The sequence below is a fragment of the Nonomuraea sp. NPDC049750 genome (assembly GCF_040659625.1).
GTDB lineage: Bacteria > Actinomycetota > Actinomycetes > Streptosporangiales > Streptosporangiaceae > Nonomuraea.
Genome location: NZ_JBFANB010000017.1, coordinates 130,493 through 147,494 on the forward strand (window position 1 = coordinate 130,493; position 17,002 = coordinate 147,494).

Consider the following 17,002-nt stretch of genomic DNA (forward strand, 5'->3'; position numbering starts at 1 on the left):
GAGATGTTGTGCAAGCGGATGGCCTCCCACGTCAAGCGGGCCAAGGCGGAGCTGGAGGAGATCCGCGCTCGCCAGCGCGCGATGAGCGAGCGGCTGATCGGCACCTACCGCCAGGTGTTGGAACGTCTCGACCCCGGCAGCGAGGCCTCGGCCGCCGGAGTCGAGGCGGTGGCGCGGGCCATGGAGGCGGTGACCTCTTGCGCGGCAGGCGCCGGGCAGGTCCAAGCGCTCGGCGAGATGCTGTCGGCGCTCGTAGTGCAGACCCACAGCATGCAGACCGTACGGGCGGCGGTGGAGCAGGCCGGCGGGTTCGCCGCGCAGCTGGCCGACATCGAGGAGGTCGCTGCCTTCCACGGCGACGCCCACGAGCTGCTGGTGTACCGGTTCTTCAAGAAGGACCGGCCGGCGCCGTTCGAACTGGCGGGCAAGCTGCGGCTGAAGGCCACCTCCAGCGACGATTCGGTACTGGCCGCGCTGGCGCACCCCCGCGAGCACTCACCCAAGCGGCGCGACTTCATCCCGCTGCCGCCCCCGGTGGAGGAGGACGTCCCGGAGTCGGGCATCGCGTTCGCCTCGGGCAACTGGCGGCGCGCGGTGACCGACCGCAGACGGCCCGGCATGGTCGCGCGGCGGCACTTCGAGGCCATGGTGTTCTGCTACCTGGCCGAGGAACTGCGCACCGGCGACGTGGCCGTGCTCGGCTCGAACGATTACGCCGACTGGAGCGCTCACCTGCTGCCCTGGGACGAATGCCAGCCGAAACTGGCGGCGTTCTGCGAGAAGGTCGGCCTGCCCGACACCCCCGCCGGTTTCGTCGCCCACCTCAAGGGCGCCCATCTGAGCGCGGCCGCGCATTTGGACGCCGGCTACCTCGACAACGCCGACCTGGTCATCGACGAGGGTGGTGTGCCCACCCTCAAGCGCCGCCGCGGTAAGGGCAGCGATGCGGAGGCCGAGCGGCTGGCGGCCGAGATCGAGCGGCGCATGCCCGAACGCTCGCTGCTGTCGATCGTGGCGCGCACGGCCCACTGGCTCACCTGGTATCGCCACTTCGGCCCGGCCTCCGGCTCCGACCCCAAGATCAAGGACAAGCTGGGGCGGTACTCGCTGGCCGTGTTCACCGGCGGCATCAACATCGGCCCGTACGAGGCGGCCAAGCACATCGCCGGCGTCACCGCCCGCGAGCTGTCCATGGTCCGCAACCGGCACATCACCCTGAAGAAGCTGAACGCCGCGATCGCCGACGTGGTCAACGCCTTCGCCGAGCTGGACGTGATCAAGGCATGGGGGGACGGCAGCACGGTGGCCGCCGACGGCACCCAGGTGGACACCTACATCGACAATCTCCTGGCCGAGACCAGCATCCGGTACGGAGGATTCGGCGGCATCGCCTACCACTACATCTCCGACACCTACGTGGCGCTGTTCTCCCGGTTCATCCCGTGCGGGGTGTGGGAGGCGGTGCACCTGATCGAAGGGTTGCTGGCCAACGACTCCGACATCCAGCCCTCCACCGTGCATGCCGACACCCAGGGCCAGAACTTCCCGGTCTTCACCCTGGACACGTTGTTCGGGTTCGACCTGATGCCGCGTATCCGCAATTTCAAGGACCTGATCTTCTTCCGCGCCTCTGAGAAGATCGCCTATCCGCACATCGACCAGCTGTTCGGGGAGAGCGGCCGCAACGTCATCGACTGGAAGCTGATCGACAAGCACTGGATCGACCTGATGCAGGTGGCGATCTCCATCAGTGAGGGCCGCCTGTCCTCGGCCACGCTGATGCGGCGGCTGCGGTCCAACTCCCGTAAGAACCGCATCTACAAGGCCTTCCGTGAGGTCGGCCGCAGCGTGCGCACAGTGGCGTTGTTGCGGTATCTGGCCGACCCGGCGTTGCGGGCGCGGGTGACCGCGGCGACCAACAAGGTCGAGTCCTACAACGGATTCTCCAAGTGGCTCGGGTTCGGCGGGGTGCTGGCCGACAACGACCCCGAAGAGCAGGAGAAACTGATCAAGTTCAACACCCTGCTGGCCAACCTGGTCGTCTTCCACAACGCGCTGGACATCTCCGACGTCGTGCGGCAGCTTGTCGCCGAAGGCTGGAGCATCACCGCCGACCACCTCGGCCAGATCGCCCCCTACCTGCGGGCCCACATCAGCCGCTTCGGTGCGTACGCGACCGATGAGCTTCGTCACCGGCCCGATCCATTCGATCCGCTGCTGAAGGAGGTCGACTTCAGCGACGTCGAGCTGGCCGCTTGATCATGGAGGCGTTTGGTGCTGGCTGGCCGCCCCGCGATGACAGCCCGGACATGACAGGCACCGCCCGCCTAGCACTTGCCGCGAAGAGTCCAGGCATGTACGTGATAACAGCCTATTCTCCGGTACATGACCCTCCCGGCCATCCCCGCGACCTGCGTCCGAGCATTCGTTCGACGAAGTTGGGGTGCCGGTAAGAAACGTGTCATGAGCCCCAAACGAGCTGCTGGCCCAAGCTCGCGCTTGGCTGACTCTCTTCAGGAAATGACCCTTCCGTGAAGTAATGTGGCTGCATGCCGTCCTCCACCCCCAGCTCGGCGTCCCTGCTCGCCGGGCAGGATCGCGCCGAAATCACTTCACGAAAGGTGGTCGGGCTTCCCGAACGCCTCGATCCGGCCGACGACAGCCTCCCGGTCTGGACGGAGCGCTACCTCGATCTCGCCGTGCGCGGAGTCCGCTCAGCTGAGGTCACCGCCAAGATCTCCCGGCACCTGGAGCGCTTCGGCGCCTGGATCACCGGCGGCCTCGGGCACGACCGGCTCTCGGCCGTCACCCCGCGCGAGATCGCAGCCTGGCGCGACCACCTGGCCGCCGCCGGCAACCGCGGCCGCGACAACATGCCCGCGCCGATGACGCCAGCGACCGTCAACAACCACCTCGCGCACCTGTCAGCGCTGTTCACCTGGATCACCGCGCACGCCCCCGAAGGGTTGCTGCGCCACGGCGACCCGACCAAGAAAGTCCCCCCGCTACCACTGCCCGCCCCGCAGCCGCGAGCGCTGGCCGCCGCCCAGGTGCGCACCGTCAAGAACGTCGTGGACCGGATCGAGACCTTCCACGAGCTCAAGGGCCGCCGTCACCGTGGCGCCGCCACGCCCCGGGTGCACGCCCACGCTCGCCCGCTGCGCGACCGGGCCATCATCTACCTGCTGTTCGGCACCGGGCTGCGCCGCGCGGAGCTGGTCGGCCTGGAGCTGGACCAGCTGGAGCCGGCCGCGCCCGAGCGGCTGCGCCAGGCCAAGAAGGCGCGCCTTGTCGGCGTGCGCGGCAAGGGCCGCACCAGCCGCACCGTGTTCCTGGGCCGCGACGCCCGCCAGGCGCTGGCCGACTACCTCGACCAGGAGCGGCCCGGCGACGCCGCCGCCAGCTCCGGCCCGGCCGCGCTGCTGCTGTCGGCCGCCTCCATCGCCGCCCGCCGCCCCGACGGCCGCCTCTCGGCCCGCTCCATCAACACCATCGTCGGCGAGATCGGCCGCCTGCACGACGCCCAGATGCCCGACCCCGACCGCAAGCTCGGCACCCTGCGCCCGCACGACGCCCGGCACACCTTCGCCTACGGCCTGTCGCAGGCCTCCGGCCACAACCGCGCCGAACTCGAGCGCCGCCTCGGCCACGCCAACGACCGCTACCTGCGCCTGTACACCAACCCACCCGACGACATCGCCGCCGACTACGTCGAAGACCTATGACCGCGAGACCTGAGCACCCCAACGCGACGGGCAGCGTAGCCATCCGCCCAGTCGACGATCCGGGTCGGCGAGTGCTATGACGGCAGGCGCGACGCCGGGAGCGCCTGGACCGCCAGCTGCGTCGATGACGCTGAGTGTGGGCCGAGTATGGAACACCGCTTGGCCTGGCGTCGGTTCGACCAAGCTGTACCGATACCACATCGCCATGGTGGTGGCGCGCTCCGCGCCGGCTGCTGATCCAACTCAACCGCCACCAGATCTCGGCCCGCCGGGGCGCGATCATCTGACGCGGCCACCATCGCCAGCGCCGTTGCGTTGCTTCCTGGACTTCCCGGTGGCGCCTACGACCTCCGTAGCCGATACCCGGGTGCGACGCTCAGGAGTCGCGGCGGGCATTCCTTCGCGGCGCGATGAAGACGGCCCAGGCGGCCACACCCAGGCCCGGACCTAGCGCGACGCCGAGAGCGACGTTGTCGAAAAGACCCCCGACGAGGAGGCCGAAGGCAGCGCCAAATGCGATCCAGATCCCGAGATTTGCCCAGATCCCGAGACCTGCGGGCGGGGGCGTGTTGTTGCTCGTCATTGCATCTCTCCTAAGGACGCGGGCGGACAGGGCTGACAATCTGGCGGCCCATCACGGCGGAGTTGGTGTTCGCGTTGTTCGGTGGTGCGGAGCGGCCGTGTGCCCGCCGCGGCTACGCCGTGGCACGGCGGATGAGCGTGTACCCGCCGACGGCGAACGCGGCGGCGACCAGGACCGGCCAGCCGGCGAGCAGCGCCGTGGGGGACTGGTCGAGCAACCAGCGGCCGATCGCGTGCCATTGCCGGGTCCACGTGATCAGCGCGGCGGCCAGCCCGAGCGCGGTGAAGGCCAGGGTGAGGCTGGCGAGGACGCCGGTGGTGCCCCAGCGCAGGTACAACGTGCCGAGCAGGATCCCGAGGTGGGTTACGACCAGCATGGGTACCGCGTACCCGAGCAGGAGCAGCACCGGGTTGGCGTCATCCATGAACGGCAGGCCGAAGAAGCGCATCCCCATCCCCCAGTAGCCAGTGGCCTGTTCCACGGCGCGCAGCAGGCAGAGCACCAGCGCGTAGACCACCGACTGGACGACCGCGAGCAGCGACCAGGCCAGGTAGAACTCCCGGCGGGTCACGCTCATGCCCACCGCGTACGGGAAGATCTGGGTGACCGAGACGGTGGCCATCCCGATCGCGACGCCGCACAGGCTGACCAGGCCGCCGGTGTTCGTCACGCCGTCGCCCGGGTCGTAGTTCGCCATGAAGCCCAACAGGTTGATGCCGAACGCGACGGCCGTCATGCTCCACGTCCAGCCCACGATGTGCGGCCAGGCCGGCATCTGGAGACGGACTACCTGACGGATGCGGTTCATCGGGCGGCCTCCCGGTCCGCCGGCGCCGTTGTCGTCGGCTCTGCGGTCAGGCGGACCACGAGTTGCTGTAACGACAGCGGCTCCAGCTCGACGTTGAGCGTCTGCGCGAGCGCCTTCGCGTGCGGTCCGAGCCCACCGAGGATGGTCGACCGGACCAGGCCGCTCGACCGCTCGCGGTGCAACTCGGTGCGTCCGGCCGCGAACCCGTCCACGGCCTCCGCCCGTCCGGTGGCCGCCACCGCCCGCCCGCGCAGGTCGTCGGCGTCCTCATCGAGCAGCAGCCGGCCACGGTCGATGAGCAGCACCCGCTCGACCAGATCGCTCACCTCGTCGATGAGGTGGGTGGACAGCACCACGGTGCGGGGATGCCCGGCGTAGTCGGCGAGCAGGCGGTCGTAGAAAAGCTGCCGGGCGGCCGGGTCGAGCCCGAGGTACGGCTCGTCGAAGAACGTCAGGGGCGCCCGCGCGGCCAGCCCGACGGTCACGCCGAGGGCCGACAGCATGCCCCGCGAGAGCCTGCGGACCAGCCGCCCGGCCGGTAGCTGGAAGTCCGCGGCGAGGCCGTGCGCGAACGTGTCGTCCCAGTTCACAAACAGCCGGCGTGCGGTGCGAAAGACGTGGCGCACGGTGTAGACGTGGGGGTAGCGCTGGCCCTCCCGGACGAAACAGACCTTCGACAGGACGGCCGGGTTCTCCACCGGTGGCGCGTCGAAGACCGACACCTTCCCCGACGACGCGAACGCCTGCCCGGTGAGGATCTGCATCAGGGTGGTCTTGCCCGCCCCGTTGCGCCCGAGCAGGCCGTAGATCGTGTGCTCGGCCAGCGCGAAGCTCACGTCGTCGAGCGCCGTGACGTCACCAAAGCGCTTGGTCACCCCGTGTGCGGTTACCACCGCCGTCATCCCAGGTCCCTCCCGACAACCGCACCGAATGAATCGATCATCTTCATCAGCTCGTCGTGGCCGATACCGAGCTTGCGCGCCTCGGCGAGCAGGGGTTCCACGTACTGTTCGGTGAACCGTTCCCGTCGCCGCTCGCGCAGCCTGGCCCGGGCGCCACCGGCGACGAACATGCCGATGCCGCGTCGCTTGTAGAGCGTTCCCTCCGACACGAGTTGGTTGACGCCCTTGGCCGCGGTGGCCGGGTTGATCCGGTGAAAGGCGGCAAGCTCGTTGGTGGACGGGACCTGGGCCTCCTCCACCAGCGACCCGTCGATGATCGAGTTCTCGATCAGCTCGGCGATCTGAAGGAAGATCGGTCGGTCGTCGTCCATCGTTGGCTTAGCCGCCCAACTGGTTAGCTACATGTGTAGCTAACCATGCAACCTTGCGCCGCGGCTGTCAAGCAGACCGGGCATCCCGCGACCTCAGCCGGCAGCGGCGCCGGGACCCGTTTCCCAGGGGCGCGCACGCCCTACCACGATCATGAAGCTAGTCCGGGTTTCCCGCCTCCGGAGCTTGCGCAGCGCCGCCGAGCGAAAGGCGCTTGGCCACATCCAGCCGTACCTCGCCGTAGGGCTGGACATGCTGCCAGAACAGCGGGGTCAGCCCGCGCTGGTCGGCGGGTTTGAGCATGGTGACCCGTTCGGGTCGGCCAGGACATCTTGGAGCATCAGGGTGTTGATGTACACGAGCGCGGCCTGCAGGATGCGCAGGCACAACACGCTCATCTCTAGCTCCTCGCGCCGGTTGGTGGCGATGTCGCCGCCCTTGCCGTAGAAGATGACCGAGTTCGCTCCGTTGGAGGACTCCACCACGTTGAGCCCTTCCTGGATCTCTCGCTGGAGCTCGCGCAGGCGCAGATAGCGGGCGACGAAGATGGTCTTCTGCGCCCGGCCGACCTCCAGCATGGCCTGGTAGGTGGGATGGGAGGCGGACTCGGTGAAGCGGCGCAGGATCGCCTCGGTGGAGGCGGTGCCCTGCTTGATCGCGGTGGCGTATTTGATCATCTGGTCGTAGTTCTGTTCGATCAGGTCCCAGCGGATCGGCCGGGTCATCGCTGGCGTCAGCCGCGGGTACAGGTCGCTTTCGCCGCTCTCGATCCGGTAGAGCTTGACCTTGTTGATCTGCTTGATGCGCGGTAGCAGGTCAAAGCCCAGGAGCCTGGTCACGCCGAACCCGATTTCGGTCTGGCCGTGAGAGTCGACATAGTTTCCCTCGACCTTCATGGTGGTGCCGTGCCGGACCGCGCCCTCGATCATCGCGTGCACCTCCGAGGCCGAGGCACGCAGGGTCTGGGAGTGCACGACCATGGACCCGCGTTCGATGTGCCAGTAGATGAGGATGCCGCGGCCGCCGTACCGCGAGTGCCACTCGGTGAAAATATTCTGATCGTAGGCGCGCACGTGCGTGGAGTCGGAGGCGACGGTGGTAGTCCCCTCGCCCCACAGCGCCACGTCCCGGGCGGTGAAGGTGGCGTTCGCGATGGCGATCGCGATGTCGGTGGCGACCTGCGGGGTCAGATAGCGGCGCCGGACGTAGCGGATATCGTCTTCGCTGTGGGCGTGGCCACCGGAGGCCACGGCCCGGATCCCGGTGTTGGTGCCGTACCCGAAGATCGCGAGCATCAGCCGCTCGGCCAGCACCTCGGGCTTGAGGCTGGAGCCGCCCACCACCGAGGTGACCGCCTTCAGGCAGCCGGTGCGCAACACCGCCTCCTTGAGCATGTCGACCAGCGGGACCGAGCCCCAGCGCCGCCCCACCTCATTCTTGATCCGGCGCAAGTTCCGCGGCTCATCCGCCGGGCCGAGCTTCGTCAGCTTGATCGCGCCGGACTTACGTTCGGAGATCGCCAACCAGTCCAGCTTCGGCAGCGCGGTATCGAGCGACTCCAGCTCGGCGCGCATCTCGGCCTTCAACTCGGCGATGAAGTCCTTCGGGTCCAGCGGCTTGCGCAGCTCGGCGTAGTTCTCCACGCGGCGGGCGGCGAAATCCTTGGGCAGGTCCTCCTCCGGGTCGCGGAAGGAATGAGCGCCGACCACCCAGATCTCCTTGCACCGCAGGGCCTCGCGCAGCGCCTGGAAGGTGACGATCTCGTACACCATCCGCACCACCCACCGACGCCCGCGCTTGTCGTTCTTGAACACCAGGTCCTCCCACTCACCAGCGGTGCCGCGGTGCTCGGGCACCACCTCGCCGCATGGGTAATAGGTGGTGTTGCCCGCCTTGGCGTAGCGGCGGATCAACTTCATTGCCTCGATCACCGGCTGGAAGGCGGTGTTGTTGCTCTTGAACTCCAGGGTGTCCAGCAGCGTGATCAGGCCGCGCCGGTAGTGGTTGGTGTAGGAGGCGCGCAGCGTGGTCTGCACCGTGGTTCGGTAGGCCGGGCCCTTGGTCTTGAACTCGTGCACCAGATCCCGCAGCGTCTGCTCGCCGCCGCTGACAGCCGGGAAGCTGACCTGGCGGACCGAATCGTCGGGCTGGCCGAGCGCGGCGTCAGCGACCTTGAATAGGATGTTCTCCTTCCCGTTCACCCGCTTGAACGCGTTGATCAGCTCCTTGGTCACCTTGCTGTCGGCCCGCGCCTTGATCCGATGCACGGTGGCGATCAGCAGTTCCACCAGCGCGTCGGTGATCTCCCGCTCCCGCTCCTGGACCAGCGCCGCCAGCAGCAGCACCGTCAGCTCGCGCGGATGCGTGCGCATGTGGGAGGGCGCTTCCACCGCCGCCCGGGCCCGCCAAGCGGCCAGCACCTTGGGCACCACGTCGGCGAACAACCCGGGCGGCAGCTCGATCGAGCGCGCCGCCGCCAGCTTGCGGATCTCGGTCATCATCGACTCCAGGCTCACGTTGCCCGGCGCGGACTTGATCAACGTCAGGAGGCCGGAGTCGACGTCGTCATCGTCCCCGGCAGGTGCCTCACCCATAGGTTCCTGACGGTCACCGGCCCCCTCGTTCACCGCGCGGCTCGCATCTTCGATGCCGACCAGCGCGTAGATCCGCTGCGTGGTCTCGGGACTCAACCGGGAGGCGATCCGCACCGACCAGGCGACCTCCGCGTTGTGCAGGGCCGAGGCCACGATCCGGGAGATCCGTCCAGGCGCTGGCGGTTCGATCCGCTCCTCGCGCAGATGCTTGAGCAACTCCTCCCGAACCCGTTCAGGCCGCCGCTCGGCGTGCGCGACCTCCTCGGCCAGCCACACCGCCAGCTTCGTCGCGTCCTCGGTCGTGCAGGTGCGAAAGCCCAGGTGCGTACGGATCTGACTGCGGTGGTACTCGATCGTGGAGCCGGACCACTCATAAAAGCCGAGCTCCGAGGCAGGAACCCGGACCTGCTTGGCCACGTGCTCAACCACGTCTTCCGGCAGCTCTGAACGGCCGCGCGGGAACCTGCCGTGCTGCGTGTAGAACTTCAGCAAGATCGCGAAGCCGAGTCGCGTGGCGTCGCGCTTTCCGGCGATCAGGTCGCGCTCTTCATCCAGGATCGTCCAGTGCTCGACCAACTCGTCGATGTGCATCGGGGGGGTGTTTCATGACCACCCAGCATTGACCAGGCAAGTTACAGCAAGATCAACGCCGTTTGGGGCTCATGACACGTTTCTTACCGGCACCCCAAGTTGCGGGCCCAGACGACCTCGTTCTCCCGCTCGTATTCGAGGAACTCCACTCACGCTGCAGCGGCGGCGATATCCAGACTTTTCATCCGCGCTCTGTTGGTCATCATCTTGGCGAGCAGCCGACCGGCGATCGGCAGCCGGGCGAGGCGGATCATCACGGACCGAAGCAGCAACTCGGCGCGGTTGCCTGGGGTGAAGAAACCGCGCATGCTCACACCGCTGCCGAGGTGGTGGTCGATGAACGGGCGCAGGTGGTCCTCCCAGTCCTGCAGCGCTCGTGGCACGTCGTGCGGGTGGCGTTCCAGCATGGTGCCGAGCAGGTCCGCCCCGGCCAGGCCGGTGGATGCCCCCATGCCGGAGTAAACGGTCAGGCACCACGCGGCGTCGCCGACGAGCACGACTCGGCCGCGGTGCCAGTGGTCGAGGTGCACCTGCTCGGCGGAGTCGAACAGGTGGTCCGGGGCCTTCTCGAACTGGTCGAGCAGCCAACCGAGCGTGGAGCCGGTGGGCTCGGGGCCGTAGGCGGCGCGCAGCGAGTCGATGGCCGGCCGGGTGAACTCGGCGTCCACGTCGTCGGTGCGGTAGGAGAACAGCACCGACGGCGGACGGTCGGCGAACGAGAACACCCACACCGATCGGCCCGCCTCGGCCATGTACAGCCCGTCCTGTAGGCGGTAGCCGGGTACCGGCTCGGGCAGGCTGTACACGGCGATCATGTAGTTCAGCCGACGGATCGGGCTCTGCTCGGGCTCGAACGCAAGCCGGCGCACCGTCGAGCGCAGTCCGTCTGCCCCGACCACCAGGTCGAACCGTTCGACGGTCGTCGTCTCCGTCGTCAGGTCGCGGATCTCGACGTCCACCCCGTCGAGGTACTGGTCCAGCGCGATCGGCACGGTCGAGTACCGGATCTCGACCTCGTCGGGCAGGGCGGTGAAGGCCGCGTCTTCGATGTCGCCCCGCATCACCATTCGAGACCCGCCGAACACATCGGCGTAGCCCACACCGCGGCGGCGCCGGCCCGTGCGGTCGACGTCGTAGCTCACGCCTTCCGGAGCGAAGCGATTCGGCACCGCATCGGCGATGCCCAGCCGCTGCGCGGCGGCGAGCCCGGTCCCGAACAGGGCGATGAAGTATCCGCCGCGGCGCCGCTCGGGGGCCTTCTCCAGCACCACCACGTCCCAGCCCGCGCGATGCAGTCGCAGCGCGGAGGCGATCCCGCTGATCCCGAGGCCGACCACCAGGGCCCGCTGTCGCGATGTCGTGTTCTTGTCCATGGGATTGCGGTCCGACATTGTCGTGTCCTCCATCTGGTTGGGGTGGGTCGGCCCTTCAGGAAGCCGAGGATGTGGAGTCGTCGAGGCGGGCGAGGAAGCCGAGGAGTGTGGCGTTGACCTCGGCGGGACGCTCCTGCTTGCTTGCTGGCATGGCTGAAAACCGTCTGGAAACTGATCGGTTTCCACCTGGGAAACAGATCGGTTCCTCACCAACGAAGGTGAGGCGAGCGGGTGACGGGCTGAGATCTCAGGGCTTCAAGATCATCCTGTGGCCCCCTTTTGCGGTCAGCAGTTGCCGGCCAAAGGGACAAGCTTGCGGAGACGCCACACGTCCGGGCTTACTACCGCGTACGCCGCCGCGGCGCCGAAGTCGTGACCGATGAGATCCGCCTGCTGAGGACTCCGGTGTGACGTCATGTTCTGCTCCGGAGCGCTCAGTGGCTCGGGGCACCCACCAGTTCGCGCAGGCGAGTATTGTTCTGCAGCGCCCATCGCATGGTCCGCGGTGGGCGTCCGAGCAGGGTTTCCAGTTGGTCGGAGAGGACGTTGTACCGCCCGCTGGCGATCAGCCTGGTCTGGATCTTCAGGTGCGCTGCCACGTGCCGGGCCGCAGCCGGATCGCCCAGGGTCTCCTGCAGGACGGTCTCATCAAGGAAGGCCTCGTTCCAGGTCTCCACTTCCTCAGGGATGTAGACGACCTGGCGTCCCAGCACGGCTGCGTAGTCCTCAGCGAACCCGTACATGTCCTTCAGCTCCGGGCCGGTGAGCGCGTAGGACTTCGAGATGTGCGGTGCGGGGTCGGCCAGGATCTTCACGCACACCTCGGCCACGTCGTGCACGGCGATGGGCGCGAGCCGCTGGTTGCCGAAGGGCAGGCGCAGTTCGCCGTTGCTCAGCGGGCCCAGGAGCATCCAGGTCAGATGGGGGTTCTCGGCGAACAGGGTCGCACGCACGTTGACGGTGGGGATGCCGGACCAGTCCAGCACCCGCTCGCAGACCCAGTGCGCCCGCTGCTGCGGTGACCAGTCCGTGACCAGTCCGCCGAGCCAGGAACGCCGCTCTTCCTCCGGTGTGGTCATCTTCTCGAGCGTCATGTACGACTGCTCGTAGTTGGACATGTGCACGAAGGCCTCGATGTCGCCCTGGGCTCGCGCCGCCGCGACCATCAAGGTGAGGGCATCGGCGTAGTACGGCTGCGGGGTCATGCTGAAGTAGATGCGCCTGACACCCTTCAGCGCGGCGGCCACGTCCGCGAGTTTGAGCAGGTCGCCGACGAAGACCTCGGCCCCGGCCTCGCGCAGCGACTGCGCGCGTTCGTCGTCCCGTCGCACGAACGCGCGCACCGGGTGGCCCTGTTCGAGCAGCATGTCGACCATCACCCTGCTCACGCCACCGACTTGGCCGCCGGCGCCGGTGATCAGAATGGGATTGCGCTCCGACATCGTCGTGTCCTTCATCGGGTTGGGGTGGGTCGGCCGTTCATGCTGTGGCCGCTTTCAGGCTCACCTCGGCGATCCCCTGCAGGGCCGCGTCGGTGTCCGCGATGGCCAGCACCTTGTTGATGTCGGCGCCGGCCAGTGCGCCGGCCGCTGCGGAGGCTCCGACCTGGGCGACCGGATCGGTGGCGTTGCCGGCCACCCACACACCCGGCACCTCGGTGATGCCGGCCGCGCCGGAGGCGAAACCGCGGGCCATGTTCGGCAGGTCCTGCACCGGCAGGCCCAGACCTTCCAGGCCCTGGGTGCGGGCCTGCATCCGCGGGCCGACCGCGAGGACGCGGCGGGCCACGACCTGACCATCGGCCAGGCGCACCCCGGCGAGGGCACCGCCGGTGTCGTTGACGACCTCGGTGACCGGGGTGTCGATGACGCGGATGCCACGGGCGGCGAAACGGGCGCGGCTGTCTTCGTCCAGGTCGGTGCCATGGGTGAAGTAGGTCAGGTCCTCGGTCAGCTGACGGAACAGCAATGCGTGGCCGATGGAGGCCGGGCCGGTGGCGAGGACACCGATGGGTTCATCGCGCACCTCCCAGCCGTGGCAGAACGGGCAGTGCACCACGCTGTGCCCCCAGTGCTCGGCGAGCCTGGGCACCTCCGGCAGCACATCCGTGAGGCCGGTGGCCACCAGGATGCGGCGAGCGGTGACGCTGCGGCCGTCGGCCAGGGTGACGGTGAACCGCAGGTCCCCGTCCGCCGACGGAGCGGCAGGCTCGGCCGAGACCACCTCGCCCTGGACGACGCGTCCGCCGTACTGGCGCACCTGCTCGCGGCCCCGTCGAAGGATCTCCGACGGCGGAGTGCCGTCGAAGACGATGAAGCCGTGCACGGCCTCCGCGGGCGCGTTGCGCGGGGAGCCACTGTCGATCACGACGACCGAGCGGCGGGAGCGGGCGAGGATCAGCGCACCGTTCAGCCCCGCGGCGCCCCCGCCGATCACCACCACGTCGACGGTCCCCTCGGCCAGCGCATCGCTCGCGGAGTCCTCGCCGAAGAGCGGCTGGGTCACCTGTGTCATGAGTTCAACCTCCAAGCCGCCTTCGCGGCATCACGGTCCCGCAAGCCCGGACCAAGCCGGTCCGGCGAGCCCAGGACGGTTGTGTACTGAACTGTCAGAAACCTATGCGGTTCTGTACTGACTTGTCAAAGTACGGCAGGTCGGCCATACGATCAGACTGGTCAGGTCCACGAAGGACGCTCGCTGTGGTGGTTGGGCACGGCGGCGATGGCCGTGGCGAGAGTTGAGCCCAGGAAAACGGAAGTCGGGGCCGACGCCGGCAAAACGAGCGGAGAAGAATCGTGACCGGAGTGATTCGCCTGCCAGACAAGGGAGAAGCATGAGCATCATCCCCGTGCCGGACGAGCTGACCCATTACTCGTCCCGTCGGCTGGGCGAGGTCGATGAGGTGGCCTGGCCGGTGTTGAGCCAACACGCCCTGGACCTGTTGCGGTCATCCGGTGAGGAACTGCACCCCGCGCCCGGCGAGTTGCTGTGGGACGCCGGTGATCCCACCGACTTGCACCTCGTGCTGACCGGTGGCGTGCTCCTCGTGGACCGCCGGGAGGACCGGGTCGTCTTCGTGATCGAGGCCGGTGACTTCGTCGGCGAGCTGGGCATGCTGATGGGACAACGCGCCGTCTTCCAGGGCGTGGCCATGGAAGACACCGCGATCCTGCGGGTTCGGGTGGAGGAACTGCGCCGGCTGGTGGAGATCTCGGGGGAGCTGAGCGATGTCCTGCTGTCCGCTTTGGACGCCCGGCGGCGCTTCCTGAGCAGGAAGGGCGAGGGTGGTCTGGTACTGGCCGGAGACGACGACCGCGACCTGCACCGCCTCCAGGACTTCGCTGAACGCAACCAGATTCCCTACCGGACGGTGCTGCGCTCGAACCCGTCGGCGTGGTCGGAGCTGGCGCAGACCTGTGCCTTGCCCGAGACCGGTACGGCCGTTGTCACGGCACAGCGCCGCGTCATGACGGCGCCTACCACGCGTGACCTGGCAACCGCGCTGGGAATCGACCTGTGGGGCATCGCCGACGATTCTCGGTGTGACCTGCTGGTGGTGGGCGCCGGGCCGGCGGGGCTGGCCGCTGCTGTGTACGGGGCGTCGGAGGGACTGGACGTGGTCGTCGTCGAGGACGTCGCCATCGGCGGCCAGGCCGGCAACTCGTCACGGATCGAGAACTACCTCGGCTTCTACCGCGGCGTGTCCGGGGTTGAACTGGCACGGGCGGCGATGCTGCAGGCGGTCAAGTTCGGGACCAGGCTTCTATCACCCCGCTCAGTCACTGGGCTGTCGGAGGTGCCCGGCGGGTTTCGGGTGCGGCTCGACGACGAGCACGACGTCCTCGCCTCAGCGGTGATCATCGCCAGCGGCGTGCGCTACCGGCGCCTGGACCTGCCTGGCCTCGTCGACCTGGAGGGCCGTGGCGTCTACTACGCCGCAAGCCAACTGGAGGCCAACCAGGTCTCCGGGCGGAACGCCGTCGTGGTCGGGGGCGCCAACTCCGCCGGCCAGGCGGCCCTGTTTCTCGCGCGGAACGCCGGCCACGTCCACGTCCTGATCCGCCGCGATGACCTGCGCGACACCATGTCGAACTACCTGGCGCAGCGCCTGACCCACCACGAGCGGATCACCGTGCACCCTCGCTGCGAACTGTCCGCCGTCCATGGCAGCAGTCGGCTCAGCGGGCTGACCTGGCACGACCGCGCCCGCGACCGGGACGTACGACTCGACGCGGCCGCACTGTTCCTGATGATCGGCGCGGACCCCTGCACACCCTGGCTGCACGACATCGGCGTCGACCTCGACGCCAAGGGCTTCGTGCTCACCCACGACAGCTTCGCCACCTCGATACCCGGGCTGTTCGCCGTCGGTGACGTGCGCGCAGACTCCGTCAAGCGGGTGGCATCGGCCGTCGGCGAGGGATCCGTGGTCATCTCCGCAGTCCACGCCTACCTCGCCAGCAGAAGGACGTTCTGACCCGAGCCTTACGGCGAGCCATGGTTGAACAGCTCCGGATGCCGGGTCAGCTCGACCCCGGTCCGGCGGATGTGACCGGAGCGCAATCGCGCTCGGCGTCCACCGAGCCCCAGCGCCGGACCGCATCCAGGAGCAGTCGATGCTCCTCGCGGGGCCTTGCCGGTTTGATGCCGCATTCTTTCGGAGTTGGAAGGGATGCATGTCATGCCGAAGCGGTTGGATCCCGAGCTGGGGCCCGAGCTGTCCGGCTGGTGCTGTAGCACCGTGCCGAGTACCCGACCACATACCGTGGCGGTGCTGGCGGTGTCCAAGAAGGTCGCGGTAGGCAGAAGTCGTTGTGGCGCTGGGTCGCCCAGGCCGAGATTGACGGCGGCGAGGCGCCCGGTGTCACGATCGAGGAGAACGAGGAGAACCGTCGGCTGCGTGCGGACGCGATTCTGAAGGCGGCCACAACTTTCTTCGGGGAGCTCGACCTCTGCAACGGCGGATGGTCGCCGTCATCGACGAGCAGCGTTTACCTGACGGTTCTGACCGAGCGGGTTGAAGGTTGCATCGCTGGTCATCGGGCGGAGATCCGCCCCCTCCCGCCGTCGGCAGCAACGCCGTGTCAGAGTCCGCCGTGCGCCGCCGATCCCGGTGGTCTCGCCGCGAGGGTCGAGTGATCCGCTACTGGGCCCATGCCGCGATCCGTTCCGCGATCGCCTCGGGGGCCTCGATGTGCAGGAAGTGACCGACGTCGGGGACGACCTCCAGCGCGTGCGGGGCGGCGAACCGATGTCGGTCGTCGACCTGCGGGGGGAGGATGCAGCCGTCGTCGGCACCGTGGAGCTGCAGCAGGGGCACCGTGATCGGCTGAGACAGGCGGCGCGTCGCCCCAAGCATGCCGGGTCGCAGCATCGCCCGGTAGTACTTGATGGGCGCGGGCATGCTCGCCCGCAGGTGCTCGTGTAGCTCCGCCTGCAGAGCCGGATCGAGCGAGAGGCCGGGCGACCACTGACGCCAGAGGCGGTCGATGAGGGCGAGATCGCGGGCGGCGACCATCAAGCCGCTTCCCGGCAGTTGAAAGAGCCCCATGTACCAGCTTCGGCGTAGCTGAGCGGGGCGCGGCCGGCTCAGGAACGTGAGTGGGTGGGGGAATGCGAGCGTGACCGCGCGTTCGATCCGCTCCGGCGCGGTGACGCAGGTATGGTATGTGATCGCGGCGCCCCAGTCGTGGCCGATCAACTCCACGGCTCGCCCGGGAGACCAGCGGTCGATCAGCGCGAGCACGTCGCTGGTGAGGGCTGCGAGGTCGAACGGCCCCGCGGTTGGGGACGGCGCATAACCGCGAAGCCAGGGCGCGACGACGTGACGTCCGCGGCGGCCGAGCTCGGCGAGGAAGGGCGTCGCGGTCGGCGGATGGTCCGGGAAGCCGTGCAAGACGAGCGTCGGTTGACCATCGGGATCACCACCCTGCAGCGCGTGAAAGGTGCCGTGTGGCAGGTCGAAGGTGACGCGTTCGAACTCCATGTGTGTCAGCAGCCTTTTCCACGAGCGGTCGGACGACAGATGCTGATGCTGGCTTCGGTGTCTCTGGTTTT

The 17,002-nt window shown here is 68.3% G+C and carries 14 protein-coding genes; 4 read left to right on the top strand and 10 right to left on the bottom strand.

Annotated elements, in window-relative coordinates; all coding sequences use genetic code 11:
• Positions 1-3 precede the first annotated feature (3 nt).
• Entirely contained in the window at positions 4-2,259 is a 2,256-nt protein-coding gene (locus tag AB0J16_RS36255; RefSeq protein ID WP_358548124.1) for a transposase, read from the top strand.
• A gap of 290 nt (positions 2,260-2,549) precedes the next feature.
• On the top strand, positions 2,550-3,725 hold the full coding sequence (locus AB0J16_RS36260; protein ID WP_358548125.1) for a tyrosine-type recombinase/integrase: 1,176 nt from the start codon (positions 2,550-2,552) through the stop codon (positions 3,723-3,725).
• A gap of 376 nt (positions 3,726-4,101) precedes the next feature.
• Here the strand turns inward: AB0J16_RS36260 and AB0J16_RS36265 are convergent, their stop codons facing one another.
• The 9 genes from AB0J16_RS36265 to AB0J16_RS36305 all read right to left on the bottom strand — a co-directional run bounded on the left by AB0J16_RS36265 (position 4,102) and on the right by AB0J16_RS36305 (position 13,459).
• A complete protein-coding gene (locus AB0J16_RS36265) occupies positions 4,102-4,308 on the bottom strand; it encodes a hypothetical protein (RefSeq protein ID WP_358548127.1) in 207 nt (68 codons plus the stop codon).
• Between the two features lie 112 nt (positions 4,309-4,420).
• Positions 4,421-5,116 carry a hypothetical protein gene (locus tag AB0J16_RS36270; RefSeq protein ID WP_358548129.1) on the bottom strand — a complete coding sequence of 232 codons (696 nt, stop codon included), beginning with the start codon at positions 5,114-5,116 and terminating at the stop codon, positions 4,421-4,423.
• On the bottom strand, positions 5,113-6,018 hold the full coding sequence (locus AB0J16_RS36275; protein WP_358548132.1) for an ABC transporter ATP-binding protein: 906 nt from the start codon (positions 6,016-6,018) through the stop codon (positions 5,113-5,115). Before AB0J16_RS36275 ends, AB0J16_RS36270 begins: the two co-directional genes overlap by 4 nt.
• Complete coding sequence (locus AB0J16_RS36280) at positions 6,015-6,389, bottom strand: GntR family transcriptional regulator (RefSeq protein WP_189140698.1); 375 nt, start codon at positions 6,387-6,389, stop codon at positions 6,015-6,017. Before AB0J16_RS36280 ends, AB0J16_RS36275 begins: the two co-directional genes overlap by 4 nt.
• Before the next feature lie 157 nt (positions 6,390-6,546).
• Entirely contained in the window at positions 6,547-6,690 is a 144-nt protein-coding gene (locus AB0J16_RS36285; protein WP_358548137.1) for a hypothetical protein, read from the bottom strand.
• Positions 6,660-9,572, bottom strand: a complete 2,913-nt coding sequence (locus tag AB0J16_RS36290; protein WP_358548140.1) for a Tn3 family transposase — start codon at positions 9,570-9,572, stop codon at positions 6,660-6,662. The genes AB0J16_RS36285 and AB0J16_RS36290 overlap by 31 nt, the downstream gene beginning before the upstream one ends.
• A 149-nt stretch (positions 9,573-9,721) precedes the next feature.
• The gene (locus AB0J16_RS36295) at positions 9,722-10,963 is read right to left on the bottom strand and encodes an FAD-dependent monooxygenase (protein WP_357618265.1); all 1,242 of its coding nucleotides are present in this window, start codon (positions 10,961-10,963) and stop codon (positions 9,722-9,724) included.
• A 416-nt stretch (positions 10,964-11,379) separates the two neighbouring features.
• Positions 11,380-12,387, bottom strand: a complete 1,008-nt coding sequence (locus AB0J16_RS36300; RefSeq protein WP_358548143.1) for an NAD(P)H-binding protein — start codon at positions 12,385-12,387, stop codon at positions 11,380-11,382.
• Positions 12,388-12,424: 37 nt separating this feature from the next.
• On the bottom strand, positions 12,425-13,459 hold the full coding sequence (locus tag AB0J16_RS36305) for an NAD(P)/FAD-dependent oxidoreductase (RefSeq protein WP_358548146.1): 1,035 nt from the start codon (positions 13,457-13,459) through the stop codon (positions 12,425-12,427).
• 319 nt (positions 13,460-13,778) lie between these two features.
• Here AB0J16_RS36305 and AB0J16_RS36310 point away from each other — a divergent pair, with 319 nt between their 5' ends.
• The gene (locus AB0J16_RS36310) at positions 13,779-15,422 is read left to right on the top strand and encodes an FAD-dependent oxidoreductase (RefSeq protein ID WP_358548149.1); all 1,644 of its coding nucleotides are present in this window, start codon (positions 13,779-13,781) and stop codon (positions 15,420-15,422) included.
• Between the two features lie 335 nt (positions 15,423-15,757).
• Complete coding sequence (locus AB0J16_RS36315) at positions 15,758-16,084, top strand: hypothetical protein (RefSeq protein ID WP_358548152.1); 327 nt, start codon at positions 15,758-15,760, stop codon at positions 16,082-16,084.
• A gap of 4 nt (positions 16,085-16,088) precedes the next feature.
• Here the strand turns inward: AB0J16_RS36315 and AB0J16_RS36320 are convergent, their stop codons facing one another.
• On the bottom strand, positions 16,089-16,931 hold the full coding sequence (locus AB0J16_RS36320; RefSeq protein WP_358548155.1) for an alpha/beta fold hydrolase: 843 nt from the start codon (positions 16,929-16,931) through the stop codon (positions 16,089-16,091).
• Positions 16,932-17,002: the final 71 nt, after the last annotated feature.